This window comes from Planotetraspora sp. A-T 1434 (genome assembly GCF_025420585.1).
Taxonomy (GTDB): Bacteria; Actinomycetota; Actinomycetes; order Streptosporangiales; family Streptosporangiaceae; genus JAOEGB01.
This window is the reverse complement of the sequence record NZ_JAOEGB010000012.1, coordinates 91,706-114,479: the sequence shown is the minus strand read 5'-3', so window position 1 is coordinate 114,479 and position 22,774 is coordinate 91,706. Positions and strand designations below refer to the sequence as shown.

At 71.8% G+C, this 22,774-nt stretch carries 18 protein-coding genes; 17 read left to right on the top strand and 1 reads right to left on the bottom strand.

Going from position 1 to position 22,774, the window contains the following annotated elements; translation table 11 throughout:
• The first annotated feature begins 10 nt into the window (after positions 1–10).
• Genes N5079_RS17460 through N5079_RS17435 form a run of 6 tightly spaced genes read left to right on the top strand, consistent with a single transcriptional unit; the run spans position 11 to position 7,157 of the window.
• Positions 11–1,075 carry a glucose-1-phosphate thymidylyltransferase gene (locus tag N5079_RS17460; RefSeq protein ID WP_261584911.1) on the top strand — a complete coding sequence of 355 codons (1,065 nt, stop codon included), beginning with the start codon at positions 11–13 and terminating at the stop codon, positions 1,073–1,075.
• Positions 1,072–2,028, top strand: coding sequence for a dTDP-glucose 4,6-dehydratase (gene rfbB / locus N5079_RS17455; RefSeq protein ID WP_261584908.1), 957 nt, complete (start codon positions 1,072–1,074; stop codon positions 2,026–2,028). The genes N5079_RS17460 and rfbB overlap by 4 nt, the downstream gene beginning before the upstream one ends.
• A gap of 49 nt (positions 2,029–2,077) precedes the next feature.
• A complete protein-coding gene (gene rfbD, locus N5079_RS17450) occupies positions 2,078–2,935 on the top strand; it encodes a dTDP-4-dehydrorhamnose reductase (RefSeq protein ID WP_261584907.1) in 858 nt (285 codons plus the stop codon).
• Positions 2,935–4,218 (top strand): MFS transporter, encoded by a 1,284-nt coding sequence (locus N5079_RS17445; protein WP_261584904.1) that lies wholly within the window; start codon positions 2,935–2,937, stop codon positions 4,216–4,218. Before rfbD ends, N5079_RS17445 begins: the two co-directional genes overlap by 1 nt.
• Positions 4,219–4,257: 39 nt before the next feature.
• A complete protein-coding gene (locus N5079_RS17440; RefSeq protein ID WP_261584903.1) occupies positions 4,258–5,403 on the top strand; it encodes a hypothetical protein in 1,146 nt (381 codons plus the stop codon).
• On the top strand, positions 5,400–7,157 hold the full coding sequence (locus N5079_RS17435) for a WecB/TagA/CpsF family glycosyltransferase (protein ID WP_261584902.1): 1,758 nt from the start codon (positions 5,400–5,402) through the stop codon (positions 7,155–7,157). The genes N5079_RS17440 and N5079_RS17435 overlap by 4 nt, the downstream gene beginning before the upstream one ends.
• Before the next feature lie 5 nt (positions 7,158–7,162).
• On the opposite strand, the gene N5079_RS17430 is transcribed toward N5079_RS17435, so the two are convergent.
• Complete coding sequence (locus tag N5079_RS17430) at positions 7,163–7,990, bottom strand: glycosyltransferase (RefSeq protein WP_261584900.1); 828 nt, start codon at positions 7,988–7,990, stop codon at positions 7,163–7,165.
• 57 nt (positions 7,991–8,047) lie between these two features.
• Between N5079_RS17430 and N5079_RS17425 the strand changes: the two genes are divergently transcribed.
• From N5079_RS17425 to N5079_RS17375, 11 genes are all read left to right on the top strand, one after another.
• Positions 8,048–8,647 (top strand): acyltransferase, encoded by a 600-nt coding sequence (locus N5079_RS17425; protein ID WP_261584899.1) that lies wholly within the window; start codon positions 8,048–8,050, stop codon positions 8,645–8,647.
• A gap of 20 nt (positions 8,648–8,667) precedes the next feature.
• Positions 8,668–9,675, top strand: coding sequence for a TolB family protein (locus N5079_RS17420; RefSeq protein WP_261584898.1), 1,008 nt, complete (start codon positions 8,668–8,670; stop codon positions 9,673–9,675).
• A gap of 157 nt (positions 9,676–9,832) precedes the next feature.
• Entirely contained in the window at positions 9,833–13,813 is a 3,981-nt protein-coding gene (locus N5079_RS17415) for a DUF4082 domain-containing protein (RefSeq protein WP_261584896.1), read from the top strand.
• A 73-nt stretch (positions 13,814–13,886) separates the two neighbouring features.
• Positions 13,887–14,918: a Gfo/Idh/MocA family protein gene (locus N5079_RS17410; RefSeq protein WP_261584895.1), complete on the top strand. Its 1,032-nt coding sequence runs from the start codon at positions 13,887–13,889 to the stop codon at positions 14,916–14,918.
• Positions 14,919–14,966: 48 nt separating this feature from the next.
• Positions 14,967–15,947, top strand: a complete 981-nt coding sequence (locus N5079_RS17405) for an NAD-dependent epimerase/dehydratase family protein (RefSeq protein ID WP_261584894.1) — start codon at positions 14,967–14,969, stop codon at positions 15,945–15,947.
• Positions 15,944–17,125 carry a glycosyltransferase gene (locus tag N5079_RS17400; protein ID WP_261584893.1) on the top strand — a complete coding sequence of 394 codons (1,182 nt, stop codon included), beginning with the start codon at positions 15,944–15,946 and terminating at the stop codon, positions 17,123–17,125. Before N5079_RS17405 ends, N5079_RS17400 begins: the two co-directional genes overlap by 4 nt.
• A complete protein-coding gene (locus tag N5079_RS17395) occupies positions 17,122–18,249 on the top strand; it encodes a DegT/DnrJ/EryC1/StrS family aminotransferase (protein ID WP_261584890.1) in 1,128 nt (375 codons plus the stop codon). The genes N5079_RS17400 and N5079_RS17395 overlap by 4 nt, the downstream gene beginning before the upstream one ends.
• On the top strand, positions 18,246–19,520 hold the full coding sequence (locus N5079_RS17390; RefSeq protein WP_261584889.1) for a glycosyltransferase family 4 protein: 1,275 nt from the start codon (positions 18,246–18,248) through the stop codon (positions 19,518–19,520). The genes N5079_RS17395 and N5079_RS17390 overlap by 4 nt, the downstream gene beginning before the upstream one ends.
• Positions 19,517–20,995, top strand: a complete 1,479-nt coding sequence (locus N5079_RS17385; protein ID WP_261584887.1) for a lipopolysaccharide biosynthesis protein — start codon at positions 19,517–19,519, stop codon at positions 20,993–20,995. The genes N5079_RS17390 and N5079_RS17385 overlap by 4 nt, the downstream gene beginning before the upstream one ends.
• Positions 20,992–21,657: an acetyltransferase gene (locus N5079_RS17380; protein ID WP_261584886.1), complete on the top strand. Its 666-nt coding sequence runs from the start codon at positions 20,992–20,994 to the stop codon at positions 21,655–21,657. Before N5079_RS17385 ends, N5079_RS17380 begins: the two co-directional genes overlap by 4 nt.
• Positions 21,654–22,760, top strand: a complete 1,107-nt coding sequence (locus tag N5079_RS17375; protein WP_261584884.1) for a DegT/DnrJ/EryC1/StrS family aminotransferase — start codon at positions 21,654–21,656, stop codon at positions 22,758–22,760. Before N5079_RS17380 ends, N5079_RS17375 begins: the two co-directional genes overlap by 4 nt.
• Positions 22,761–22,774 lie beyond the last annotated feature (14 nt).

The following is a 22,774-nucleotide window of genomic DNA, read 5'->3' as shown; positions in this document are numbered from 1 at the left end:
GAAGGCCCCCATGAAGGCTCTCGTGCTCGCCGGCGGCTCCGGCACCCGGCTGCGGCCCATCACGCACACCCAGGCGAAGCAGCTCGTGCCGGTCGCCAACAAGCCGGTCCTGTTCTACGGCCTGGAGTCCATCGCGTCCGCCGGGATCCGCGACGTCGGGATCGTCGTGGGGGACACCCAGGCCGAGATCGAGGCGGCCGTGGGCGACGGCTCGGCGTTCGGCCTGGAGGTCACCTACCTGCGCCAGGAGGCACCTCTCGGGCTGGCGCACGCCGTCCTGATCGCCCGCGATTATCTGGGCGGCGACGACTTCGTGATGTACCTCGGCGACAACTTCATCGTCGGCGGAATCGACGCGCTGGTCGAACGCTTCCGCGCCGAGCGGCCCAGCGCCCAGATCATGCTGACGAGGGTCCCGGACCCGAGGCAGTTCGGCGTGGCCGAGCTGGACGCGGACGGCCGGGTCGTCGGCCTGGAGGAGAAGCCGCGCGAGCCCAAGAGCGACCTCGCCATGGTCGGCGTCTATCTCTTCACCCCGGCGGTCCACGAGGCCGTGGCCGAGCTCAAGCCGTCGTGGCGGGGAGAGCTGGAGATCACCGACGCGATCCAGTGGCTCATCGACTCGGGCCGCGCCGTCCAGTCCACCCTCATCACGGGCTACTGGAAGGACACCGGCAACGTCGCCGACATGCTGGAGGTCAACCGCCTCGTGCTCGAGTCGCTGGAGCCCCGCGTGGAGGGCGACGTCAGCGACTCCGAGCTCATCGGCCGCGTGGCCGTCGAGGCCGGCGCGTCGGTGCGCGGATCCCGGATCGTCGGCCCCGTCGTCATCGGCTCCGGAACCGTGATCGAGGACTCCTACATCGGCCCCTTCACGTCGGTCGCCATGGACTGCCGCGTGAGCGGCAGCGAGATCGAGTACTCGATCGTGCTGGCCCGCTCGTCCATCGAGGGGGTGCGCCGGATCGAGGCCTCGTTGATCGGCCATGATGTGGAGGTCACCCCCGCCCCCAACACGCCGCGGGCGCACCGGCTCGTGCTCGGCGATCACAGTAAGGTGCAGATCTCCCAATGAGAGTGCTCGTCACCGGCGGCGCCGGGTTCATCGGCTCCCACTACGTGCGCACGGCCGTCGCGGAGACGGACGACAAGATCACCGTGCTGGACGGGCTCACGTACGCGGGCAACCTCGCCAACCTGGAGCCGGTCTCCGGGGCGTACGACTTCGTCCACGGCGACATCTGCGACGCCGACCTGCTGGCGCACGTGGTCCCCGGCCACGACCTCGTCATCAACTTCGCGGCCGAGTCCCACGTCGACCGGTCGATCGAGGGCGCGGCGGCGTTCGTGCGCACCAACGTCCTCGGGACGCAGACGCTCATGCAGGCATGTCTCGACGCGGGCGTCCCCAAGGTGGTGCAGGTCTCGACCGACGAGGTCTACGGGTCGATCGAGTCGGGGTCGTGGGACGAGTCCGCCTCGCTGGCCCCGCGCTCGCCGTACTCGGCGGCCAAGGCGGGCGGAGACATGATCGCGCGATCCTACGCGATCACCTACGGGCTCCCGGTGTCGATCACGCGGTGCGGCAACAACTACGGGCCGTATCAGTACCCCGAAAAGGTTGTTCCGCTATTCATCACCAATCTCCTCGAAGGACGAAAAGTCCCGTTGTATGGTGACGGCGGCAACGTAAGGGACTGGATCCACGTCGACGACCACTGCCGTGGGATCCGGCTCGTCGCGGAGGCCGGCGAGCCGGGCGAGGTCTACCACATCGCCGGTACGGCGGAGCTGACCAACGTGGAGCTGACCGGGAGACTGCTCGACGCTCTCGGCGCGGGCTGGGACATGGTGGAGCGGGTTCCCGACCGCAAGGGTCACGACCGTCGCTACTCGCTCGACGACGCCAAGCTCAGGGCCCTGGGCTTCCAGCCCGGTGTGCCGTTCGACGAGGGCCTCGCGGCCACCGTCCGCTGGTACGCCGGCAACGCCGACTGGTGGCGGCCCCTCAAGGCCGCGCACGCCTGACCTCGCACGCCTGACCTCCGTACCTCTCCGACCCCCCGAGAGCGAAGCGATGACCCGATGGCTGATCACCGGAGCCGGTGGCATGCTCGGCACCGACCTCGTGGCCGTGCTGCGGGCCGGGCGGCACGACGTCACGCCCCTGGACCGGGCCGCGCTCGACCTTCGCGACGCTGAGGCCGTCCGCCGGGCCGTCCGTGAGCTCCGGCCCGGCGTGGTGGTCAACTGCGCCGCCTGGACCGCCGTGGACGACGCCGAGACGCGTGAGGACGAGGCGCTGGCCGTCAACGGCTCCGCCGTACAGGTGCTCGCCGAGGCATGTCTCGACGCCGGCGCGCGGCTGGTGCAGCCCTCCACCGACTACGTCTTCGACGGCGCCGGGCGCGAGCCGTACGCCGAGGACGCGCCGACCATGCCGCTCAACGCCTACGGCCGCACGAAGCTGGCCGGAGAGCACGCGGTCGTCAAGACCCTGCCGGAGACCGGCTACGTGGTCCGCACCGCGTGGCTGTACGGCGCGGCCGGCTCGAGCTTCGTCCGGACGATGATCAGGCTCGCCGGGGAGCGCGAGACGGTCGACGTGGTGAACGACCAGCACGGGCAGCCCACCTGGACGGCCGACCTCGCCCGGCAGATCGTCGCGCTGGTCGAGGCGGGCGCGCCCGCGGGGACCTACCACGGCACCAGCTCGGGGAGCACCACCTGGCACGGCCTGGCCCGTGAGGTCTTCGCCCTGCTGGGCGCCGATCCGGACCGGGTCCGCCCGGTCGCCTCGACGGCCTTCCCCAGACCCGCCCCTCGCCCGGCCGGCAGCGTGCTCGGCCACGGCCGCTGGGCGGACGCCGGGCTGCCCCCGATCCGGGACTGGCGGGACGCGCTCCACGCCGCCTGGCCCTCGCTGGCGGCCTGATGTACCTGTCCGACGCGCGCGCGGGGGACCGGCCCGCCGACACGACCGGGGGATCCGCGCGTGTCCGGGTCGTCGCCGGCAACGTCCTGGCCCTCGGAATGGTCAGCCTGCTGACCGACATCTCGTCCGAGATGGTCACCGCCATCCTGCCGCTCTATCTCGTCTTCGGCCTGGGGATGAGCACCGTCCAGTTCGGCGTGCTCGACGGCGTCTACACGGGCGCGACGGCCGTGCTGCGCCTGGTCGGCGGGCATGTCGCGGACCGGTTCCGGTGGCGCAAGGCCGTGGCCGGCACGGGCTACGGCCTCTCGGCGGTCACCAAGCTGGGCTTCCTCGCCGCCGGGCGGTCGGTGCCGCTGCTCGGGCTGGTCATCGGCGTGGACCGCGCGGGCAAGGGACTCCGGACGGCCCCGCGCGACGCGATGATCTCGCTCAGCGTGCCGCCGGAGGCGCAGGGGCGCGCCTTCGGCGTCCACCGGGCGCTCGACACCGCCGGGGCGCTCATCGGCCCGCTCGCCGCGTTCGGAGTGCTGTCGCTGGCCCTCGGGACGTACGACGCGGTCTTCGTGACCAGCTTCTGCGTCGCCGTGCTCGGCGTGCTCGTGCTCGTGCTGTTCGTCCGCGAGCCGGCCGGGGAGGTGGCGCACCGCGCGGTCTCGCTGCGGCAGGCCGCCCGGCTGCTCGGGCCGGGGCCGTTCCGCCGGGTGCTCCTCGCGGTCGTGCCGCTGTCGCTCGCCACGATCAGCGACGCGTTCCTCTACCTGCTCCTGCTGAAGCGGCTCGACATCGCGGCGAGCTGGCTGCCGCTGCTCCCCGTCGCGATGTCGGCCGCCTACCTCCTCGCGGCCGTGCCGTTCGGGCGGCTCGCCGACCGGATCGGCCGGACACCGGTCGTCATCGGCGGGTACGGCGCGCTGCTGGCCTGTTATGTCCTGGTGATCGTCGGACACCATCCGGCCTTCCTGGTGGCCGTGCTCCTGCTGCGCGGGCTCGGCTACGCGGCGACGGACGGGGTGGTGAGCGCGCTCGCCGGGCCGCTGCTCCCCGAGGAGCAGCGGGCCACCGGCCTCGCCGTCGTGCAGACCGGGCAGGCACTCGCGGCGATGGCCGCCTCCTGGTCCTTCGGCGTGCTGTGGTCCGCGCTCGGGCCGGAGGGCGCCGTCGGCGTCATGGCCGCCGCGCTCGCGGCCGCCCTCGCGCTCGCCGTCTTCCTTTTACGCAGTGGCGATTTCCGCAGTGGCAAGTCTCGTCAGAACCTGAATGGGGTTACCGGTGGAACGTAGAAATCACGGCATGTCGTGCGTCTGCCGGGGGGTGGAGCGGTGACCCGTCTGACCAGGCTCCGCTCGGTGGGCCCGGACGCCGCTGATCTCGTCGACCGGATGGTCGACCTGTCGGTCCGGGGACTTCCGCCCGGCTACGCCGACGGGGAGTTCGTGTTCACCCGTCGCGGGCACCGCGGACCCGACGGCCGCTGGACGGCCGTTCCGGAGGGCCGCAGCGTCCGCTACAGCGCGATCGTGGCGCTCGGCGTCGCGACGCTGCCGGAGAAGACGCAGCGCGCCGCGCTCGCGGGCGACACCGCTCTCGACCTCACCGGCAACCTGATCAAGCGCCTGCCGGACATCACCGGTCTCGGCGACACCGCGCTGATCTGCTGGGCCGCCGCCGAGACGGGGCACTCCGACCTGGGGGCGGCGCTCGCCAGGCTGGCCGAGATCGAGGACGCGACGACGGGGGCGGTCTACACGGTCGAGGCCGCCTGGGCGCTTGCCGCACTCGCCGCCGTCAGGACCGCCGGAGGCGCGCCAGGCATCGACGGCCGCCTGGAGCGCTCCCGGGACCGCCTGCTCACGGGCCTCGGGGACGACCGGCTCTACCGCCACGTCATCGGCTCCGCGCCGTGGTACCGCGCCCACGTGGGCTGCTTCGCCGACCAGGTCTACCCCCTGCAAGCCCTGGCCCGGCTGCACGCGGCGGCCGGCGGCGACTCCGAGGCGCTCGCCGCCGCCGAACGGATCGCCGAAGGCATCTGCGCCGCCCAGGGGCCCGAGGGCCAGTGGTGGTGGCACTACGACGCCCGCACCGGAGGGGTGGTCGAGGGCTACCCGGTCTACAGCGTCCACCAGCTCTCCATGGCGCCGATGGCGCTGCTCGACCTGGCCGACGCGGGCGGCACGCCGTACATGGACGCGATCGCGCTGGGGCTCGGCTGGATGACCTCGCGGCCGGAGACCGGCGAGGAGCTGATCGTCGAGGAACTGGACCTCACCTGGCGCAAGGCCGCCCGCGACGATCCGAAGAAGGTCGTCAGAGGCGTACGGGCGATGTCCACCGCGATCAACCGGGGCGCGCGGGTCGCGGTGCTCGACAAGATGTACCCGCCCGTCGCCGTGGACCACGAGTGCCGGCCGTACGAGCTGGGGTGGCTCCTCTACGCCTGGCTGTTCGAGGGGCTGGCGGGGTGAGCGCGCCCCCGCGGGCCGACGCGGTCGTCTTCGGGATCCGGATCGACCCTCTCACCGGGGATGGAGCCGTCGAGCGGTGCGTCGCAGCCGTCGAGGCGCGCTCCCTGCTGTCGATCGGAGTGGTGAACGCCGCCAAGCTGGTGCACATGCGCACCGACCCCGGCCTGCGGCGGTCCGTCGCCCAGTGCGACATGATCCTCGCCGACGGGCAGGCCGTGGTGTGGGCGTCGCGGCTGCTCGGCCACCCGCTCCCGGAGCGCGTCGCGGGCATCGACCTGTTCACGTCGCTCCTGGCGGAAAGCGAGCGGCGCGGCCACCGGGTGTTCTTCCTCGGGGCGACCCGCGAGGTGCTCGGCGACATGCTCGCGGAGATCCGCAGGCGGCATCCCGCTCTGGTGGTCGCGGGCGCCCGGGACGGCTACTTCTCCGACGACGAGGCCCGATCGGTGGCCGAGGAGATCCGCGCCGCCGGGACGGACATGCTCTTCCTCGGCATGTCGTCGCCCAAGAAGGAGATCTTCGTCGAGACGTGGGGCGAGCACACCGGGGCCTGCGTCGTCCACGGCGTGGGCGGCTCCTTCGACGTGCTCGCCGGAGTGGTCAAGCGGGCGCCCGTCGCCTGGCAGAAGGCCGGGCTGGAGTGGCTCTACCGGTTGCTCCAGGAGCCGAGGCGGCTCGGCCCCCGCTACCTCGCGACCAACGGCGCGTTCGTACGGATGACCGCGCTGGAGCGCCTCAAGGGCGGACGCCCCGCCGTGCCGCCCCCCGCGCGGACCGAGCTCGACGTCTCCGTCATCGTGGTCACCTACCGCAGCGCCGGATACGTCACCGGCTGCCTGAAAGCCGTGGACCGGGCGCTCGAGGAGCTGAGCGGCGCGGGCCTGACCGGGGAGCTCGTCGTCGTCGACAACGCGTCGGGCGACGACACGGTGGAGGTCGCGAGGGAGGCGTCGCCCGGCGCCCGGATCGTCGCGCGTGAGGACAACGACGGCTTCGCCGGAGGCTGCCACGCGGGCGCGCGGGTCGCCAGGGGCAGGCACCTGCTGTTCGTCAACCCCGACGCCGAGCTGGACCCCGGCGCGGTGGCCGCCCTGCTCGACGCGGCGCGGAGGAACCCGCGCGCCGGGATCATCGGCGGACGGTGCGTCACCGAGAGCGGGGAGAGCGACCCGCGCTCGTGGTGGGGCAGGCCCACGCTCTGGTCGGCGCTGTGCTTCGGGCTCGGCCTGACCACGGTGTTCCCCGGCCACAGGCTCCTCGACCCGGAGACGCCGCGGCCCTGGACTGGAGACGTCGCGGAGGAATTCGGCGTGCCCATCGTCACGGGCGCGATGATGCTGGTGGACCGGCACGCCTGGGACGAACTGGGTGGGCTCGACCGCGCCTTCTTCATGTACGGCGAGGACGCCGACCTGTGCCTGCGGGCGGCGAGGATCGGCTACCGGCCGATGGTCACGGCCGCGGCGTCGTTCGTCCATCCGGGCGGCCTGTCGTCGAGCAGCCTGCGCAAGCAGGTCATGCTCCACACGGGCAAGGTGACCCTGATCAGGCGGCACTTCCCGCCGGGGACGCGCTGGGCGGGAGTCCTGCTGCTGAAGGCCGGGGTGCTGCTGCGAGCCGTCGCGAGCCGGTGGATGAGCCCTCCCGACGCCGAGCGGCAGGGCCGTCCCACCTCCCAGCGCGACGACTGGCGCGCGCTGTGGGGCGCCCGGTCCAGGTGGAGCCGAGGGTGGCCGCCCCGGTCTTCTTCGTGACGTCGCTAACGGCTGCTCTCGTCGCGAAGCCAGGTGGAGAAGTCACCTCGCCGTACGGCCTTGCGGGCGCGGGCCCGGGCGAGCACGGTCACCGCGAGGAAGACGGCGAGGTGGGGGATCAGACGCGGCGCGCGGGCCATGCCGAGGAGGTCGCGCACGCTCGTCCGGGCCTGTCCCCCTGGCTGGCCGGTCTTCTCGCCGAGCTCCGCCACGCTGGTCACCGCTCGGACGCGACGGCGCATCAGGTCGCCCATCGTGCGCGGCGGGTGGACCACGACCGAGGCCGTCTCGGTGACGGCCCGCTCGCCCGGCTCGAACGCGAGGGAGGCCGCCAGGTCGTCTGCCATCACGGGAGGCAGGGCGTCGAGCCGCGCCTGTCCCTTCTCGCTCACGGCGATGACGCCCCGGCCGAACAGGCCCGCCCGCACCTCCGGCAGGCGGGTCCACACGGCGTAGTAGGACCGGACGAGCCAGGGCCGGTCGGCCAGCGGAAGCCTGCGCTCCGGCGCCGTGGCGAGGATCCCGTCCCGCGCGAGCGTCGCGCACAGCGCCCTCGCGTCGGCGGTGCCGAGCTCCACGTCCGCGTCCACGTAGAGCACCGGGAAGGCGGCCGCCGCGGCCGCGCCCATGCGGAGCGCCTCGCGCTTGGACGGCACGGGCGTCTCCAGCACGCGGACTCCCGGGAAGCTCCGCGCGACGTCGGCGGTGCCGTCCGAGCAGCCGTTGGCGACCACCACGACGTCGATCTCGCCCGGCTCGGCGTCCGTGAGCAGGCCCGACAGGAGCCGCCCGATCACCGTCGCCTCGTTGTGGGCGGGGATGATAACGCTCATCGCAGCAGTCGGCATCGCAGAAGTCGGCATGGAACGGATTATTCACGGGAGAGTGGCATGACTACCGAAGAACGCAGAATCGCCCCCTCCGCGGATGTCGATCCGAGCGCGGAGATCGGCCGGGGGACGACCGTCTGGCACCTGGCACAGGTCCGGGAGAAGGCGAAGCTCGGGACGGGCTGCATCCTGGGACGGGGCGCCTACGTCGGCCCCGGCGTCGTGCTGGGCGACAACGTGAAGCTGCAGAACTACGCGCTGGTCTACGAGCCGGCGGTGCTGGAGGACGGCGTCTTCGTCGGCCCGGCGGCCGTGCTGACCAACGACACCTACCCGCGCTCCGCCGACGTCGACGGGCGGCTGAAGCGCGACGGCGACTGGGAGGCCCTCGGAGTCGTGGTCCGTGAGGGGGCGGCGATCGGAGCCCGCGCGGTGATCGTGGCCGGGAAGACGATCGGCCGCTACGCGCTGGTCGGGGCCGGTGCGGTCGTCACCCGGGACGTGCCGGACTTCGCCCTGGTCGCGGGCAATCCCGCGCGGCGGATCGGGTGGGTCGGCCGGGCCGGGCGGCCGCTCGCCGAGTCGGGCGACGGCCTGTGGACCTGTCCCGAGACGGGCGAGAAGTACATGGAGGACGGGCACCTGCTCGTCCCCGCCTGATATCGGACGGAGTAAGCGAGATGAGCACGCGGACCCGGCTGGTGGTCCTGGCGGTCGTGGCCGCCCTGCTGGCGGTCGTGGCGGCGGTCTACGCGGCCCGGGCCGCCGACGAGGTGCGCCAGGGATCGCGGACGGCCGAGAGGGCCGCCGCGCCCTCCGCCCAGATCGATCTGAAGCAGCCGGGCACGCTGCTCGTCGTGACGGCGGGTGCGGGGGGCGGCCGGGTGGCCTCGGCCGGCAGGTCCTCGCCGGACGGCCCGCGCAGCGTGTCGGGGCTGGAGTGCGTGCGCTTCTACGCGGCGTCCGGAACGGGCGTGTGCCTCACCGCGGTCCGCGCGGCGGTGGCGAGGTTCTACGCGGTCACGGTCGACGACCGGCTGCGCGAGACGCGGCGGATCGAGCTTCCGGGCGCGCCCAGCCGGGCCCGGGTGTCGGCCAGCGGCCGCATGGTCTCGTGGACCGTGTTCGTCAACGGGGACTCCTACGTCGGCGGGGGGTTCTCCACGCGCACCGGCATCCTCGACACCAGGACCGGCGCCGTGGTGAACACCCTGGAGGACTTCACGCTCTACTTGAAGGGCCGCGTCCACCGCGCGTCGGACGTCAACTACTGGGGCGTCACGTTCGCGAAGGACGACAACCGCTTCTACGCCACGGTCTCGACCGGGGGCGGCACCTATCTCGTGCGGGGCGACTACGCCAAGCGCCGCATGGAGACGCTCCGGGAGAACGTCGAGTGCCCGTCCCTCTCCCCGGACGGCACCCGTCTCGTCTACAAGAAGAAGGTCCAGAACGCCGTCGGCGGTCCCTGGCGGCTCCACGTGCTCGACCTCGCGAGCGGCCGTGACGTCGAGTTGGCCGAGCCCGCGAGCGTCGACGACCAGGCGGCGTGGCTGGACGACGCCGATGTGATGTACGCCCGGATCCGCGGAGAGAACACCACGGACGTGTGGACGGTGCCCGCGGACGGCTCCGGAACGCCCCGTCTTCTGGCGCGTGACGCCCGGTCTCCCGTGGCGGTGAGCTGAGAGTGAGCTGAGAGTGAGTGAGATTGCTGGATCGCTCCAGTTTGCGGCCGACGGCGGTAAACCATCGGCTGGCAGGTGACGTCGTTTATTTGGGTTTCTCCTGGTGAACGATTGGCGCTTGGTGCGCCAGTGGCACCGCTCCCCGTAAGGCACAGAAATGAAAGTTCGGATCGCCGTCTTCAGCGCGTTATTCGCCGCTGTGTTCGCGATACCCGTTCCGGCGCAGGCGGCGGGACCCTGCGATTCCGGCGGAAACGCGATTACTTGTGAGAACAACAACCCGGGCACGTCCCCGGAGGAGTGGGACTCGGAGTACGAGGTCTCAGACGGAGAGACCATCGAGGGATACTCCGACCAGTTCAGCGTGGCACCCGGCACGACGATCAACTTCAAGATCCGGACCAGCGCCACGGCCTTCACGGTGAAGGTCTACCGGGTCGGCTACTACCAGGGGAACGGCGCCCGGTTCATCACGGACCTGACACCCAACGTCTCCGTCGCCCGGGCCAACCCGGCAACGTGTCCCACAAACGACACGACCGGTCTGACCGAGTGCTCCTGGAATACGGCCGCCAGTTGGGCGGTCCCGTCCGGCCAGATCTCCGGCGTCTATTTCGCGCACCTCGTGCGCACGGACGGCACGACCGACGGCAACAAGATCGTGTTCGTGGTGCGGAACGACTCCAGCACCAGCGACCTTCTCTTCAAGACCTCGGACACCACCTGGCAGGCGTACAACGACTGGGGTGGCAACAGCTTCTACAGCGGCACCGCCAACACGGCCACGGGCCGCGCGGTCAAGCTGAGCTACAACCGCCCGTTCCACACCCGGGTCGGCACGACGGGCCGCGACTTCTTCTTCAACTCCGAGTACCCGATGGTGCGCTTCCTGGAGCGCAACGGCTACGACGTGAGCTACATCGGCAGCCTCGACGCCGGCCGTGACGGCGCGGCGCTGCTGAACCACAAGACCCTGCTCTCCGTCGGCCACGACGAGTACTGGTCGGCCACCGAGCGGGCCAATTTCGAGGCGGCCAGGGACGCCGGGGTCAACCTGGCCTTCTTCAGCGGCAACGAGGTCTTCTGGAAGACCCGGTGGGAGAACGGCGCGAACGGCGCGCCGTACCGCACGCTGGTGACCTACAAGGAGACCCACGACAACGCGAAGACCGACCCGAACGCCGCCTGGACGGGCACCTGGCGCGACCCGCGGTTCAGCCCGCCCGCCGACGGCGGCAGGCCGGAGAACAGCCTGACCGGCACGCTGTGGACGGTCAACTGCTGCACGTACGCGATGACGGTCCCGTCGGCGGACGGCAAGATGCGGCTCTGGCGCAACAGCAACCTCGCCAGCCGGGCCACCTTGGGCCTGTCCACGACGCTGCCCGACGGCACTCTCGGATACGAGTGGGACGAGGACGTGGACAACGGCTCGCGTCCCGCCGGTCTCTTCCACATGTCGTCCACGACGGTGAGCGTCCCGGCGAAGGTCCAGGACTGGGGGTCGAACGTCGCGGCGGACACCGCCACGCACAGCCTCACGATGTACCGCGCGCCCAGCGGGGCGCTGGTCTTCGGCGCGGGCACCGTCCAGTGGTCCTGGGGTCTGGACGACAACCACGACGGCGACACCCCGGCGGTCGACGCCAGCATGCAGCAGGCCACGGTGAACCTCTTCGCCGACATGGGCGTGCAGCCCAAGTCGCTGATGTCCGGCCTGAACTCGGCCACCGCGTCGTCCGACCACACGGCGCCGACCTCCACGATCGTCAGCCCGGTCGCCAACACCTCGCTGAACAGCGGGACCACGGTCACCATCAGCGGCACCGCGTTGGACAGCGGCGGCGGCAAGGTCGGCGGCGTCGAGGTCTCCACCGACGGCGGCGCCACCTGGCATCCGGCGACGGGACGGGAGACCTGGACCTACTCCTGGACCGCAACCGGGTCGGGCACGGTGAACATCAAGACCCGGGCGGTGGACGACAGCTCCAACCTGGAGACGCCCGGTGCGGGCCGCAACGTCACCGTGAACTGCCCATGCACCATCTTCCCGAACTCCTTCACCCCCGTGAAGGCCGCAGAGAACGACTCCTCGGCCGTCGAGCTGGGCGTGAAGTTCCGCGCCGCCCAGAACGGCTGGGTCACCGGCGTCAGGTTCTACAAGGGAACGGGCAACACCGGCACGCACACGGGCTCGCTGTGGAAGGCCGACGGCACGCTGCTCGCCACGGGAACCTTCTCGGGCGAGACCTCCACCGGATGGCAGACGCTGACCTTCCCCAACGCCGTCACGGTGTCGGCCAACACCACCTACATCGCGTCCTACTACGCCCCGGCCGGGCACTACGCGTCCACGCCGGGCGGCTTCTGGGGCCAGGCGTACAAGCGTGCGCCGCTGACCGCTCTCAAGGCCGGTGACGACGGCGGCAACGGCGTCTACCGGGTGGGGGCGGGATTCCCTGACAGCACCTACAACGGCGGCAACTACGGCGTCGACGTGGTGTTCGCCACGCAGGACACCTTCCCGCCCGGCGTCAACAGCTCGACGCCGTTCGCCGGCTCGTCGAGCGTCCCGGTGAGCGTCGCGCCGACGATCACCTTCAACGAGCCAATCCAGAGCGGCACGGCGAACGTCACCGTGAAGGACGCGGCCAACAACACCGTCGCGGGCAACGTCTCACTGGACGGCGCGGCCACGAAGATCACCTTCACCCCGGCGAACCCGCTCGCCGCCGACGTCAAGTACACCGTGTCCGTCAGCGGGGCCAAGGACGTGCCGGGCAACACCATGTCCGGCACGTACAGCTACACGTTCACGACGGCCAAGGCGACGCTGCCGCCGGGCCAGTGCCCCTGCTCGATCTGGAACGACCTCACGGTCCCCGGGACGGTCAGCGCCAACGACCCGAACGAGCTGGAGCTGGGCGTGAAGTTCCGCGCTTCCGTCGACGGTTACATCACGGGCATCCGGTTCTACAAGGGGGCGTCGAACACCGGCCCCCACATCGGCACGCTGTGGTCGGCCGGCGGCACGGCCCTGGCGTCGGCCACCTTCTCCAACGAGTCGACCCTCGGCTGGCAGCAGGTGACGTTCTCCTCGCCCGTGGCGGTCACGGCCGGGACGACCTACGTCGCGTCGTACCACACCACGACCGGCTACTACTCGGTCGACAACTCCGGGCTGTCGTCCGCCGTCACTTACGGTCCGCTGACCGCGCTGGCCGACGGCGCGGACGGGGGCAACGGCCTCTACGCGTACGGCGCGCGGCGGTTCCCCACGGGCACGTGGGGGGCGTCGAACTACTGGGTGGACGTGGTGTTCTCGGTGCCGCCGGACACCACCGCCCCCACCGTCCAGGGCAAGCTCCCGAGCGACGCGGCGACCGGCGTCTCCACGTCGGCCGTCGTCAAGGCGACCTTCAGCGAGCCGGTCCAGACGGGCACTCCGGTGATCACGGTTGAGGGGCCGGGCAACACCACGGTGAGCGGCACCGCGTCGCTCGACTCGACCAGGAAGGTCCTGACCTTCACCCCGGGCGCCGCGCTGACGGCCGGCACCCTGTACACGGTCACGGTCAGCGGGGCCAAGGACGACGCGGGCAACACCATGTCCTCGACGCCGTGGTCCTTCACCACGACGGGCTCCTGCCCCTGCTCGATCTGGGAGAGCGACACCGTGCCCGGCGTCGCGGCCGAGAACGACGGCTCGGGGATCGAACTGGGCGTCAAGTTCAGCTCGGACACGGCCGGGCAGATCACCGGGATCCGCTTCTACAAGGGGCCGGGGAACACCGGGACCCACATCGGCAACCTGTGGGCGGCCGACGGCACCCCCCTGGCCTCCGGCACGTTCAGCGGCGAGACGTCCGGCGGGTGGCAGACGCTGACGTTCACCTCACCGGTGTCGATCTCCGCGAACACGACGTACGTCGCCTCCTACTACGCGCCGAACGGCCACTACTCGGCCGACAGCGCGTACTTCAACACCGGACCGGCCACCAACGGCCACCTGACGGCGCTCGCCAACGGCGGCGGCGCGGCCGGCAACGGCGTGTACGCCTACGGCAGTTCCTCGCAGTTCCCGAACAACACCTACAACGGCGCCAACTACTGGGTCGACGTCGTCTTCCAACCCTAGAGATGACGGCGGGCCATGCCTCGGCACCGGGGCATGGCCCGCCGCATGCCCACCGTGACAAGAGGGGAAAGCAGTGACTTCACCAATCGGGCTGGCGGTCATCGGGGCCGGTTACTGGGGCCCCAACCTGGTGCGCAACGCGCAGGCCACGCCCGCGCTACGGCTGGAGTGGCTCTGCGATCTGGATCTCCAGCGTGCCCAGTCGGTGCTGGGGGCTTACTCCACGGTGCGGGCGACCACATCGGTCGAGCAGGTGCTGGCGGACCCGGCGGTCGCGGCCGTCGCGGTCGCGACACCGGCCGCCACCCACTTCGAGATCGTCCGGGCCGCGCTGGAGGCCGGCAAGCACGTGCTGGTAGAGAAGCCGATCACGCCGTCCGCGGACGACGCGGCCAAGCTGGTCGAGCTGGCCGAGCGGTCGGGCTTGACCCTCATGCTCGACCACACCTACTGCTACACCGCCGCCGTACGGCACATCCGTGAGCTGGTGCGCGGCGGTGAGATCGGTGACGTCCAGTTCGTCGACTCTGTCCGGATCAACCTCGGGCTGGTCCAGCCCGACGTGGACGTCCTGTGGGACCTCGCGCCCCACGACCTGTCCATCCTCGACTTCGTCCTCCCTGAGAACGTCACTCCGGTCGCGGTGGCCGCGCACGGCTCCGACCCGATCGGTGCGGGCCGGTCCTGCGTGGCCTACCTGACCGTCTGGCTGTCCACCGGCGTCATCGCCCACATCCACGTCAACTGGCTGAGCCCCACGAAGATCCGCACGATGGTGCTCGGCGGGTCTCGACGCACCATCGTTTGGGACGACCTCAACCCCTCCCAGCGGATCGGGGTGTACGACCGCGGCGTGGACCGTCAGGCCGGGGAACTGGGGCTCGACGAGCGCCGCCAGGCCCTGATCTCCTACCGGCTCGGTGACATCCGCGTGCCCGCCCTTCCGGAGGGAGAGGCGCTGCGCGGGGTGATGGCCGAGTTCGCGGCCGCCATCACCGAGAGCCGCGCCCCGCTGACCGACGGACGTTCTGGTCTGCGAGTTCTGCGTTTGCTGGAAGCGGCGTCCCGCAGCCTCGACAATGGTGGCGTACGGGTCGAACTGTGAGCTTCCCCTTTCCTCCACCCAACCAACGACCTAATGAATGAGGAGTCAATGACTCGCGCTTACCCGGGAGTGACCGGAAGCCGGTGCCTGATCACGGGAGGTGCGGGGACGATCGGGTCGACGATCGCCGACCAGCTCGCCCAGGCCGGCGCCGGCGAGATCGTCGTCCTGGACAACCTCGTCCGCGGCCGGAAGGCCAACCTGGAGCAGGCCGGTGACGCCGTGCGCCTCGTCGAGGGCGACATCCTGGACCGCGACCTCGTCCGGACCCTGACCGAGGGCAAGGACTACGTCTTCCACCTGGCGGCGATCCGCATCACCCAGTGCGTGGAGGAGCCGCGGCTCGCCAACGACGTGCTGGTCAACGGCACCTTCAACGTCGTCGAGGCGGCGGCCGAGGCCGGGGTGCGCAAGGTCGTCGCCTCCTCGTCCGCCTCCGTGTACGGCCTGGCCGAGGTTTTCCCGACGCCCGAGACCCAGCACCCCTACGACAACGACACGATCTACGGGGCGGCCAAGGCGTACAACGAGGGCCTGCTCAGGAGCTTCCACGCGATGCGCGGCCTCGACTACGTGGCGCTCCGCTACTTCAACGTGTACGGCCCGCGGATGGACATCCACGGACTCTACACGGAGGTGCTCATCCGGTGGATGGAGCGCATCGCGAGCGGCGAGCCGCCGCTGATCCTCGGCGACGGCACCCAGACGATGGACTTCGTCTACACCGAGGACATCGCCAGGGCCAACCTGGCCGCCGCGGCGTCCGACGCGACCGACGAGGTCTTCAACATCGCCGGCGGCGTCGAGACGAGCCTGACCGAGCTCGCGGAGGCCCTGCTGTCCGTGATGGGCAGCGACCTGTCCCCCGAATACGGCCCGGCCAGGCGGGCCAACAACGTCACCCGGCGGCTGGCCGACATCTCCCGCGCGGCCGACCGGCTCGGCTGGAAGCCCGAGATCGGCCTTGAGGAGGGCCTCACGCGCCTGGTGGCCTGGTGGCGTGACAGCGCGGGGGTCACGACCTCGTGAGCGGTGGGCTTCTCGTCTACTTCGCGGGGAGTTACTACGACGGTTCGGTCGCGGGCACGGACCGCCACGTGGCCGACCGTCTCGCGGCGGAACACGACGTGCTCTACGTCAACCCGCCGGTGGCGGTGGCCGGGCGCAGGCCCAGGCCCGACCTGGCCGCGACGAGGGAACGGCCGCCGCTGGACAGGGTCGGCCCGAGGCTGACCCTGCTGACCTTCCGGGTCCCTCCCGCGCGCAGCAGGCCGGGCGTCTACCAGCTCAGCGTGGCGCTGACCCGCCGTGCCGTACGGCGGGCGCTGCGGCAAATGCGCCGCCCCGTGGACGCGGTCATCGTGGCCAACTACGACAACGTGCTTGGAACGATCAAAAACGCCCGCACCTTGTTCTACGCCACCGACGACATCGTGGCCGGGGCCCGGATGATGGGGCTGCCCGTGCGGACCATGATCAGGGCTGAGGCGCGGCAGCTCCGCAAGGCGGACATCGTCGCGGTGGTGTCCCCGGCGCTCCGGGACCGGTTCGACGCGCTCGGCAGGCGGGCGGAGCTCGTGCCGAACGGCTGCGACGTGGCCGCCTACGCGGAGGTGGACAGCGCTCCGCCGCCTCCAGACGTCGCCTTCACCGCCGGCGACGGGCCGGTGGCGGGGTTCGTCGGCAACATCAACCAGCGCATCGACATCGCGGTCCTCGAAGCGGTGGCCGCCAACGGACCGCTGCTTCTCGTGGGGCCCCGGCATCCGGACTTCGCGCCCGGCAGATTCGAGGCGCTGGTCGGCCTGCCCAACGTCCACTGGGTCGGGCACAAGGCGTTCGAGGAGCTCCCGCCGTACCTCCGGCTGATCGACGTGGGGCTCACGCCGTACGCCGACACGGCCTTCAACCGGGCGAGCTTCCCCCTGAAGACGCTGGAATACCTCGCGGCGGGCCGGGCGGTCGTCTCGTCCGAACTACCCGCCACCGCGCTCCTGCGGGACGAGGACGACGGCCGGGAGCTGATCCGGGTGGCCGGGTCGCCCGAGGGGTTCGTCAAGGCGGTCGCGGAGGCGGCGCGGGAGCCGCGCACCGATGACCTGATCGCCCGCCGCAGGGCGTTCGCCGCACGTCATGACTGGTCGCAGCGGGCGCTGGCACTGGCCGGGCTGCTCGACATCGAGATGAGGGAGGTGTCACGGGCATGATCCCCGTGATGAAGCCGTGGTTCGGCCCGGAGGAGGCGGCCGCCGTCGCGGCGGCCGTCGAGTCCGGCTGGGTGGCCCAGGGCCCCAGGGTCGCTGAGTTCGAGACCGCGTTCGCGGCCCGGATCAACGCGGCGCACGGCGTGGCCGTGTCCTCGTGCACGACGGGCCTCCACCTGGCGTTGCTGCTGGCCGGGGTGGAGGAGGGTGACGAGGTGATCGTGCCATCGCTCTCCTTCATCGCGACGGCCAACGCCGTCCGCTACGTGCGTGCCGTGCCGGTCTTCGCGGACGTCGACGCCGCGACCGCCAACCTCACCGCGAAGACCGTGGAGACGGCGATCACCGGCCGCACCCGCGCGGTGATCCTCGTGCACCAGGGCGGCACGCCGGCCGATGTGGACGCCGTCCGCGCGGTGTGCGACCCGCGCGGGATCGCCGTCATCGAGGACGCCGCCTGCGCCGCGGGCTCCGTCTACAAGGGCAGGCCCGCCGGGGCGGGGGCACTCCTCGCGGCGTGGTCGTTCCACCCGCGCAAGCTCCTCACGACCGGCGAGGGCGGGATGCTCACGACCGAGTCCGAGGAGTGGGCCGTCCGGGCCAGGAGGCTGCGCGAGCACGGCATGAGCGTCAGCGCCGCCGAACGGCACGCCAGCGCCGGGAAGGTCATCATCGAGCAGTATCTGGAGACCGGCTTCAACTACCGCATGACGGATATCCAGGCCGCCCTGGGGCTGGTCCAGCTCGCCAAGCTCGACGAGATGATCGCCCGGCGCAGGTCGCTGGCCGGGCGCTACCACGCGCTGCTCGGCGACATCCCGGGCCTGTACGCGATCAGGGACCCGGAGTACGGCGAGACCAACTACCAGAGCTTCTGGATCCTGCTTCCCGACGACTTCCCCGTGGGGCGCGACGAGCTGCTGCGGCGGCTCAGCGACGCCGGTATCTCGGCGCGGCGCGGCATCATGGCGGCCCACCTGGAGCCCGCCTACGCCGGCGCGGACGCCGACCTGCCGGTCACCGAGCGCCTCAGCCACAACTCGCTCATCCTGCCGCTCTACCACACGCTCACGGAGGAGGAGCAGGACGCGGTGGTGGCCGTCATCCGGGCTGCGAGCGGGACATGAGGATCCTGGTCTATCCCCACACCATGGAGGTCGGGGGCAGCCAGCTCAACGCCATCGAGCTGGCGGAGGCCGTGCGCGACCTCGGGCATGAGGTCATGCTGGTCAGCGACCCGGGCCCGCTCGTCGAGCGGGTCAAGGCCGCGGGGCTGGAGCACGTCGAGCTCGACACGGCCAGGCGGCGGCCCGACCCCGCGACCGTGCGGCTGCTCAGGCGGCTCGTCGCCGAGCGCGGGATCGACGTCGTCCACGGCTACGAATGGCCGCCCGGCCTCGAGGCGTACTTCGCGACCTTCGGCAGGTCACCCGCCGCGGCCGTCTGCACGGTGATGTCCTCGGGGGTAGCGCCGTTCCTGCCCCGGGAGCTGCCGCTCATCGTGGGCACCGAGGAGCTCAGAGCGCGGGAGGCCGCGCGCCGCGACGACGTGCGCCTCATCGAACCGCCGGTGGACGTCGTCGCCAACGCGCCGGGCCATCCCAGCGAGGAGTTCCGTAAGCGGTTCGGCCTCGGTGACGACCGGCTCGACATCGTCGTCGTCTGCCGCCTGGTGCCCGAGCTGAAGCTGGAGGGCCTGCTGACGGCCGTCGAGGTGGTGGGCCGCCTGGCGGCCGAGCTGCCCGTCCGGCTGGTGGTCGTCGGAGACGGCGCCGCCCGCGACCAGGTGGAGAGCCGGGCCGCCGAGGCCAACGCCCGGGCCGGAGAGCGCGTCGTCGTGCTGACCGGCGAGCTGTTCGACCCGCGTCCCGCGTACGCGTCCGGCGCGGTCGCGATCGGCATGGGCGGCTCGGCGCTGCGCGCCCTGGCCTTCGGCTGCCCGCTCGTCGTCCAGGGCGAGGCGGGCTTCTTCGAGCTGCTGACCCCGGAGACCGTGGACCGCTTCCTCACGGGCGGGTGGTACGGCCTGGGGAACGGCCCGGCCGAGGGCGCCCGCCGGCTGGAGGAGGCCCTGCGCCCGCTGCTCACCGACGCGAAGCTCCGGGCCGAGCTGGGCGCGTTCGGGCGCTCGCTGGTCGTCGAGCGCTTCAGCCTGGAGCGAGCCGCCCGCGTCCAGGAGGGCATCTACCGCGACGCGCTGGACCGCGCGGGTTCGCGCGCCTCCTTGCGCTCCGCCGCCGCCTCGTCGGCCGCCGTGTTCGGCTACAAGGTGCGCCGCAAGTACGCCCGCGCGAGAGGCAGGGCTCCCGCCGACGACTTCAACGCCGTGGCCAAGAACGCCGTCGCGAAGAACGCCGTCGCGAAGAACGTGGCGGGGAAGAACGCGGTGGGGAAATGAGGCTGTTCCGCAGCATCTGGGTCAAAGACGGCGACTCGCTGTTCGGCCAGGCGTCCCGGGCGCTCGGCTGGAGCCTGGTCAACACCATCGTGGGCCGGCTGAGCACGCTCGCCATCGGCATCGTGCTCGCCCGGCTCCTCGGGCCCGTCGAGTTCGGCACGTTCGCCGTGGCCATGGTCGCGCTGCTCGCCGTGCTGAGCTTCAACGAGCTCGGGGTGAGCCTCGCGATCGTCCGCTGGCCCGGAGACCCCAAGGAGATCGCTCCGACGGTCGCCACCATCTCCGTCGCGTCGAGCTGTCTGATTTACATCGCCTGCTTCCTCGGGGCGCCTTCCTTCGCCGAGGCGATGGGCAACCCGCAGGCCGCGCCGGTCGTCCGGCTGCTCGCCCTGAACGTGCTCGTCAGCGGAGTCGTGGCGGCCCCGGCCGCCATGCTCCAGCGGCACTTCCGCCAGGACAGGAAGGCCATCGCCGACCAGGTCAACAGCTGGCTGGGCACGCTCGTGTCGATCGCCCTCGCCGTCGCGGGATGGGGGGCCATGAGCCTCGCCGTGGGGCGTCTCGTGGGAGCGGCCGGGTCGGCCGTGCTCTACATCGGCTTCGCGCCGGGCAAGCTGCGGCTGGGGTTCGACCGGGCGGTGGCCCGCAGGCTGCTGCGGTTCGGGCTGCCGCTGGCCGGTTCCAGCATCGTCGTCTTCCTGGTCGGCAACCTGGACCAGTTCGTCGTCGGGCACGTGCTCGGGGCCACGGCCCTCGGCTTCTACGTGCTGGCGTTCAACCTGTCCAACTGGCCGGTCAGCGTGTTCTCCCAGCCCGTGCGGAGCGTCGCGCCCGCGGCGTTCGCCCGGCTCCAGCACGACCCCCGGGCGCTCCGCGGGGCCTTCACCTCCACCGCCGGGCTTCTCGTGGCGGTGACCGTGCCCGTGTGCCTCCTGCTGGCCGGGGCGGCCGCGCCGCTCGTCCGGTTCGTCTACGGCCCGGTCTGGGAGCCGGCTGCCTCCGCGCTGGTCTGGCTCGCCGTCTTCGGCGCGCTGCGCATCGCGTTCGAGCTGGTCTACGACTACTTCGTGGTGCTCGCGCATTCCCGCGTCGTGTTCACCGTCCAGGTGATCTGGCTGGTCCTGCTCGCCCCCGCGCTCGTCTTCGCGGTCAGGGCGTACGGCTTCGCGGGTGGCGGCATCGCCCACGTGGCCGTCGCGGTGCTGGTGATCCTGCCCATCTACCTGCGCGAGCTGGGACGGGTCGGGATCCGGGCGCGCGACCTCGCGGCGAGCGTCGCGCCGGGTCTCGCGGGCGGCCTGCTCGCCGGGCTGGCCGCCGCGCTGATCGCCTGGCTGATCGCCGCCGACCTGGTGGCGCTGCTCGCCGCCGGATCGGCCACGATGGCGGTGGTCGCCGCGCTCATCTACCTGAAGAGGAGCGCGCTGCGTGGGCTGCGGGGCGCGGGAGCCGGTGTCGCGGAGGCCGTGACATGAAGCCCACGGACCTCGTCCTCGTGGGAGCCGGGGGCTTCGCCAGGGAGACGGCGCAGCTCGCGCTCACGTCGCCCGGCCGGTGGCGGCTGCTCGGCTTCCTTGACGACGACCCGGCCCGCCATGGCGACCTCGTCGACGGGCTGCCGGTCCTCGGCGGCCTCGCGGCGCTGCCGGAACAGGCCCGGGTGGTCGTCTGCACCGGGCGGCCGGACAACTACACCAGCCGCCTCCGCATCGTCGAGCGGCTCGGCCTGCCCGCCGACCGCTACGCGACGCTCATCCATCCCTCGGCCGTCGTCTCCGCCTCCTCGCGGGTGGGGCCGGGATCGGTGATCCACGCCCAGTGCGTGCTGACCGCCTCGGTCGAGGTGGGCGCGCACGTCGCCGTGATGCCCCACGTCACGCTCACCCACGACGACGTGGTGGAGGACTTCGCCACGATCGCCTCGGGTGTGCGGCTGGCAGGGGGCGTCCGGGTCGGCCGTGGCGCCTACCTGGGGGCGGGGGCGCTGGTCCGCGAGAGCCGTACCGTCGGGGCCTGGTCGCTCGTCGGCATGGGATCAGTCGTGACCAGGGACGTCCCCGCCGGAGAGGTATGGGTAGGCGCTCCCGCCCGGTTCCTCCGCCCGGCAACCGCAAATCCATCGAAGGAGCTTCCGTGATCCCCTTTGTCGACCTGCGCGCCGCCCACGAGGAGGTGGCGGAGGAGATCGACGCCGGCTTCGCCCGAGTGCTCGGCTCGACCGCCTTCATGCAGGGGCCCGACGTCGCCGCGTTCGAGGAGGAGTTCGCGGCGTTCAGCGGCGTCGCGCACTGTGTCGGCGTCGGGAACGGCACCGACGCCATCGAGCTGGCGCTCCGGGCGCTGGGGGTGGGCGCCGGTTCCGAGGTGATCCTTCCCGCCAACACGTTCGTGGCCACCGCCGAGGCTGTGCTCCGCGTGGGCGCGCGGCCGGTTCTCGTCGACGCCGATCCCGCGCACCTGCTCATGGACCCTGATGGGCTCGCCGCCGCCGTCACCTCGCGCACCGCCGCCGTCATCCCGGTGCACCTGTACGGCCGGCTCGCACCGATGGACCGGATCACTGAGATCGCCGGGGGCGTCCCCGTGGTCGAGGACGCGGCCCAGTCGCAGGGCGCGGCCCGCGGCGGCACGGTCTCCGGCGCCTTCGGCGCGCTCGCGGCCACGAGCTTCTACCCCGGCAAGAACCTCGGCGCGTACGGCGACGCGGGAGCGGTCACCACGGGCTCGGCCGAGCTGGCGAGGAAGGTCCGCCTGCTGTCCAACCACGGCAGCGAGGTGAAGTACCGCCATGAGACGCTGGGCTTCAACTCGCGCCTCGACACGCTCCAGGCCGTCGTGCTCCGCGCCAAGCTGCGGAGGCTCGGGGAGTGGAACGACCGGCGGCGGGAGGCCGCCGCGCGCTACGGGGAACTGCTCGCGGACCTAGCCGGGGCCGGGGTGACGCCGCCCGCGTCGCCGGAGGAATCGCTGCGCCCCGACCACGTCTGGCACCTCTATGTGGTCCGCGTGCCCGACCGCGACCGCGTCCTGGCCGGGCTGCACGAGCTCGGGGTGCAGGCCCAGATTCACTACCCGGTGCCGGTGCACCTCCAGCCGGCCTTCGCGGATCTCGGCTACCGGGAGGGCGACTTCCCCGTGGCCGAGCGGGCGGCGGGTGAGATCCTTTCCCTGCCGATCTTCCCGCACATCACCCCCGGGCAGCAGGAGCAGGTGGTCGAGGCGCTCCGCAAAGCGCTGTGATCAGCACGGACTCT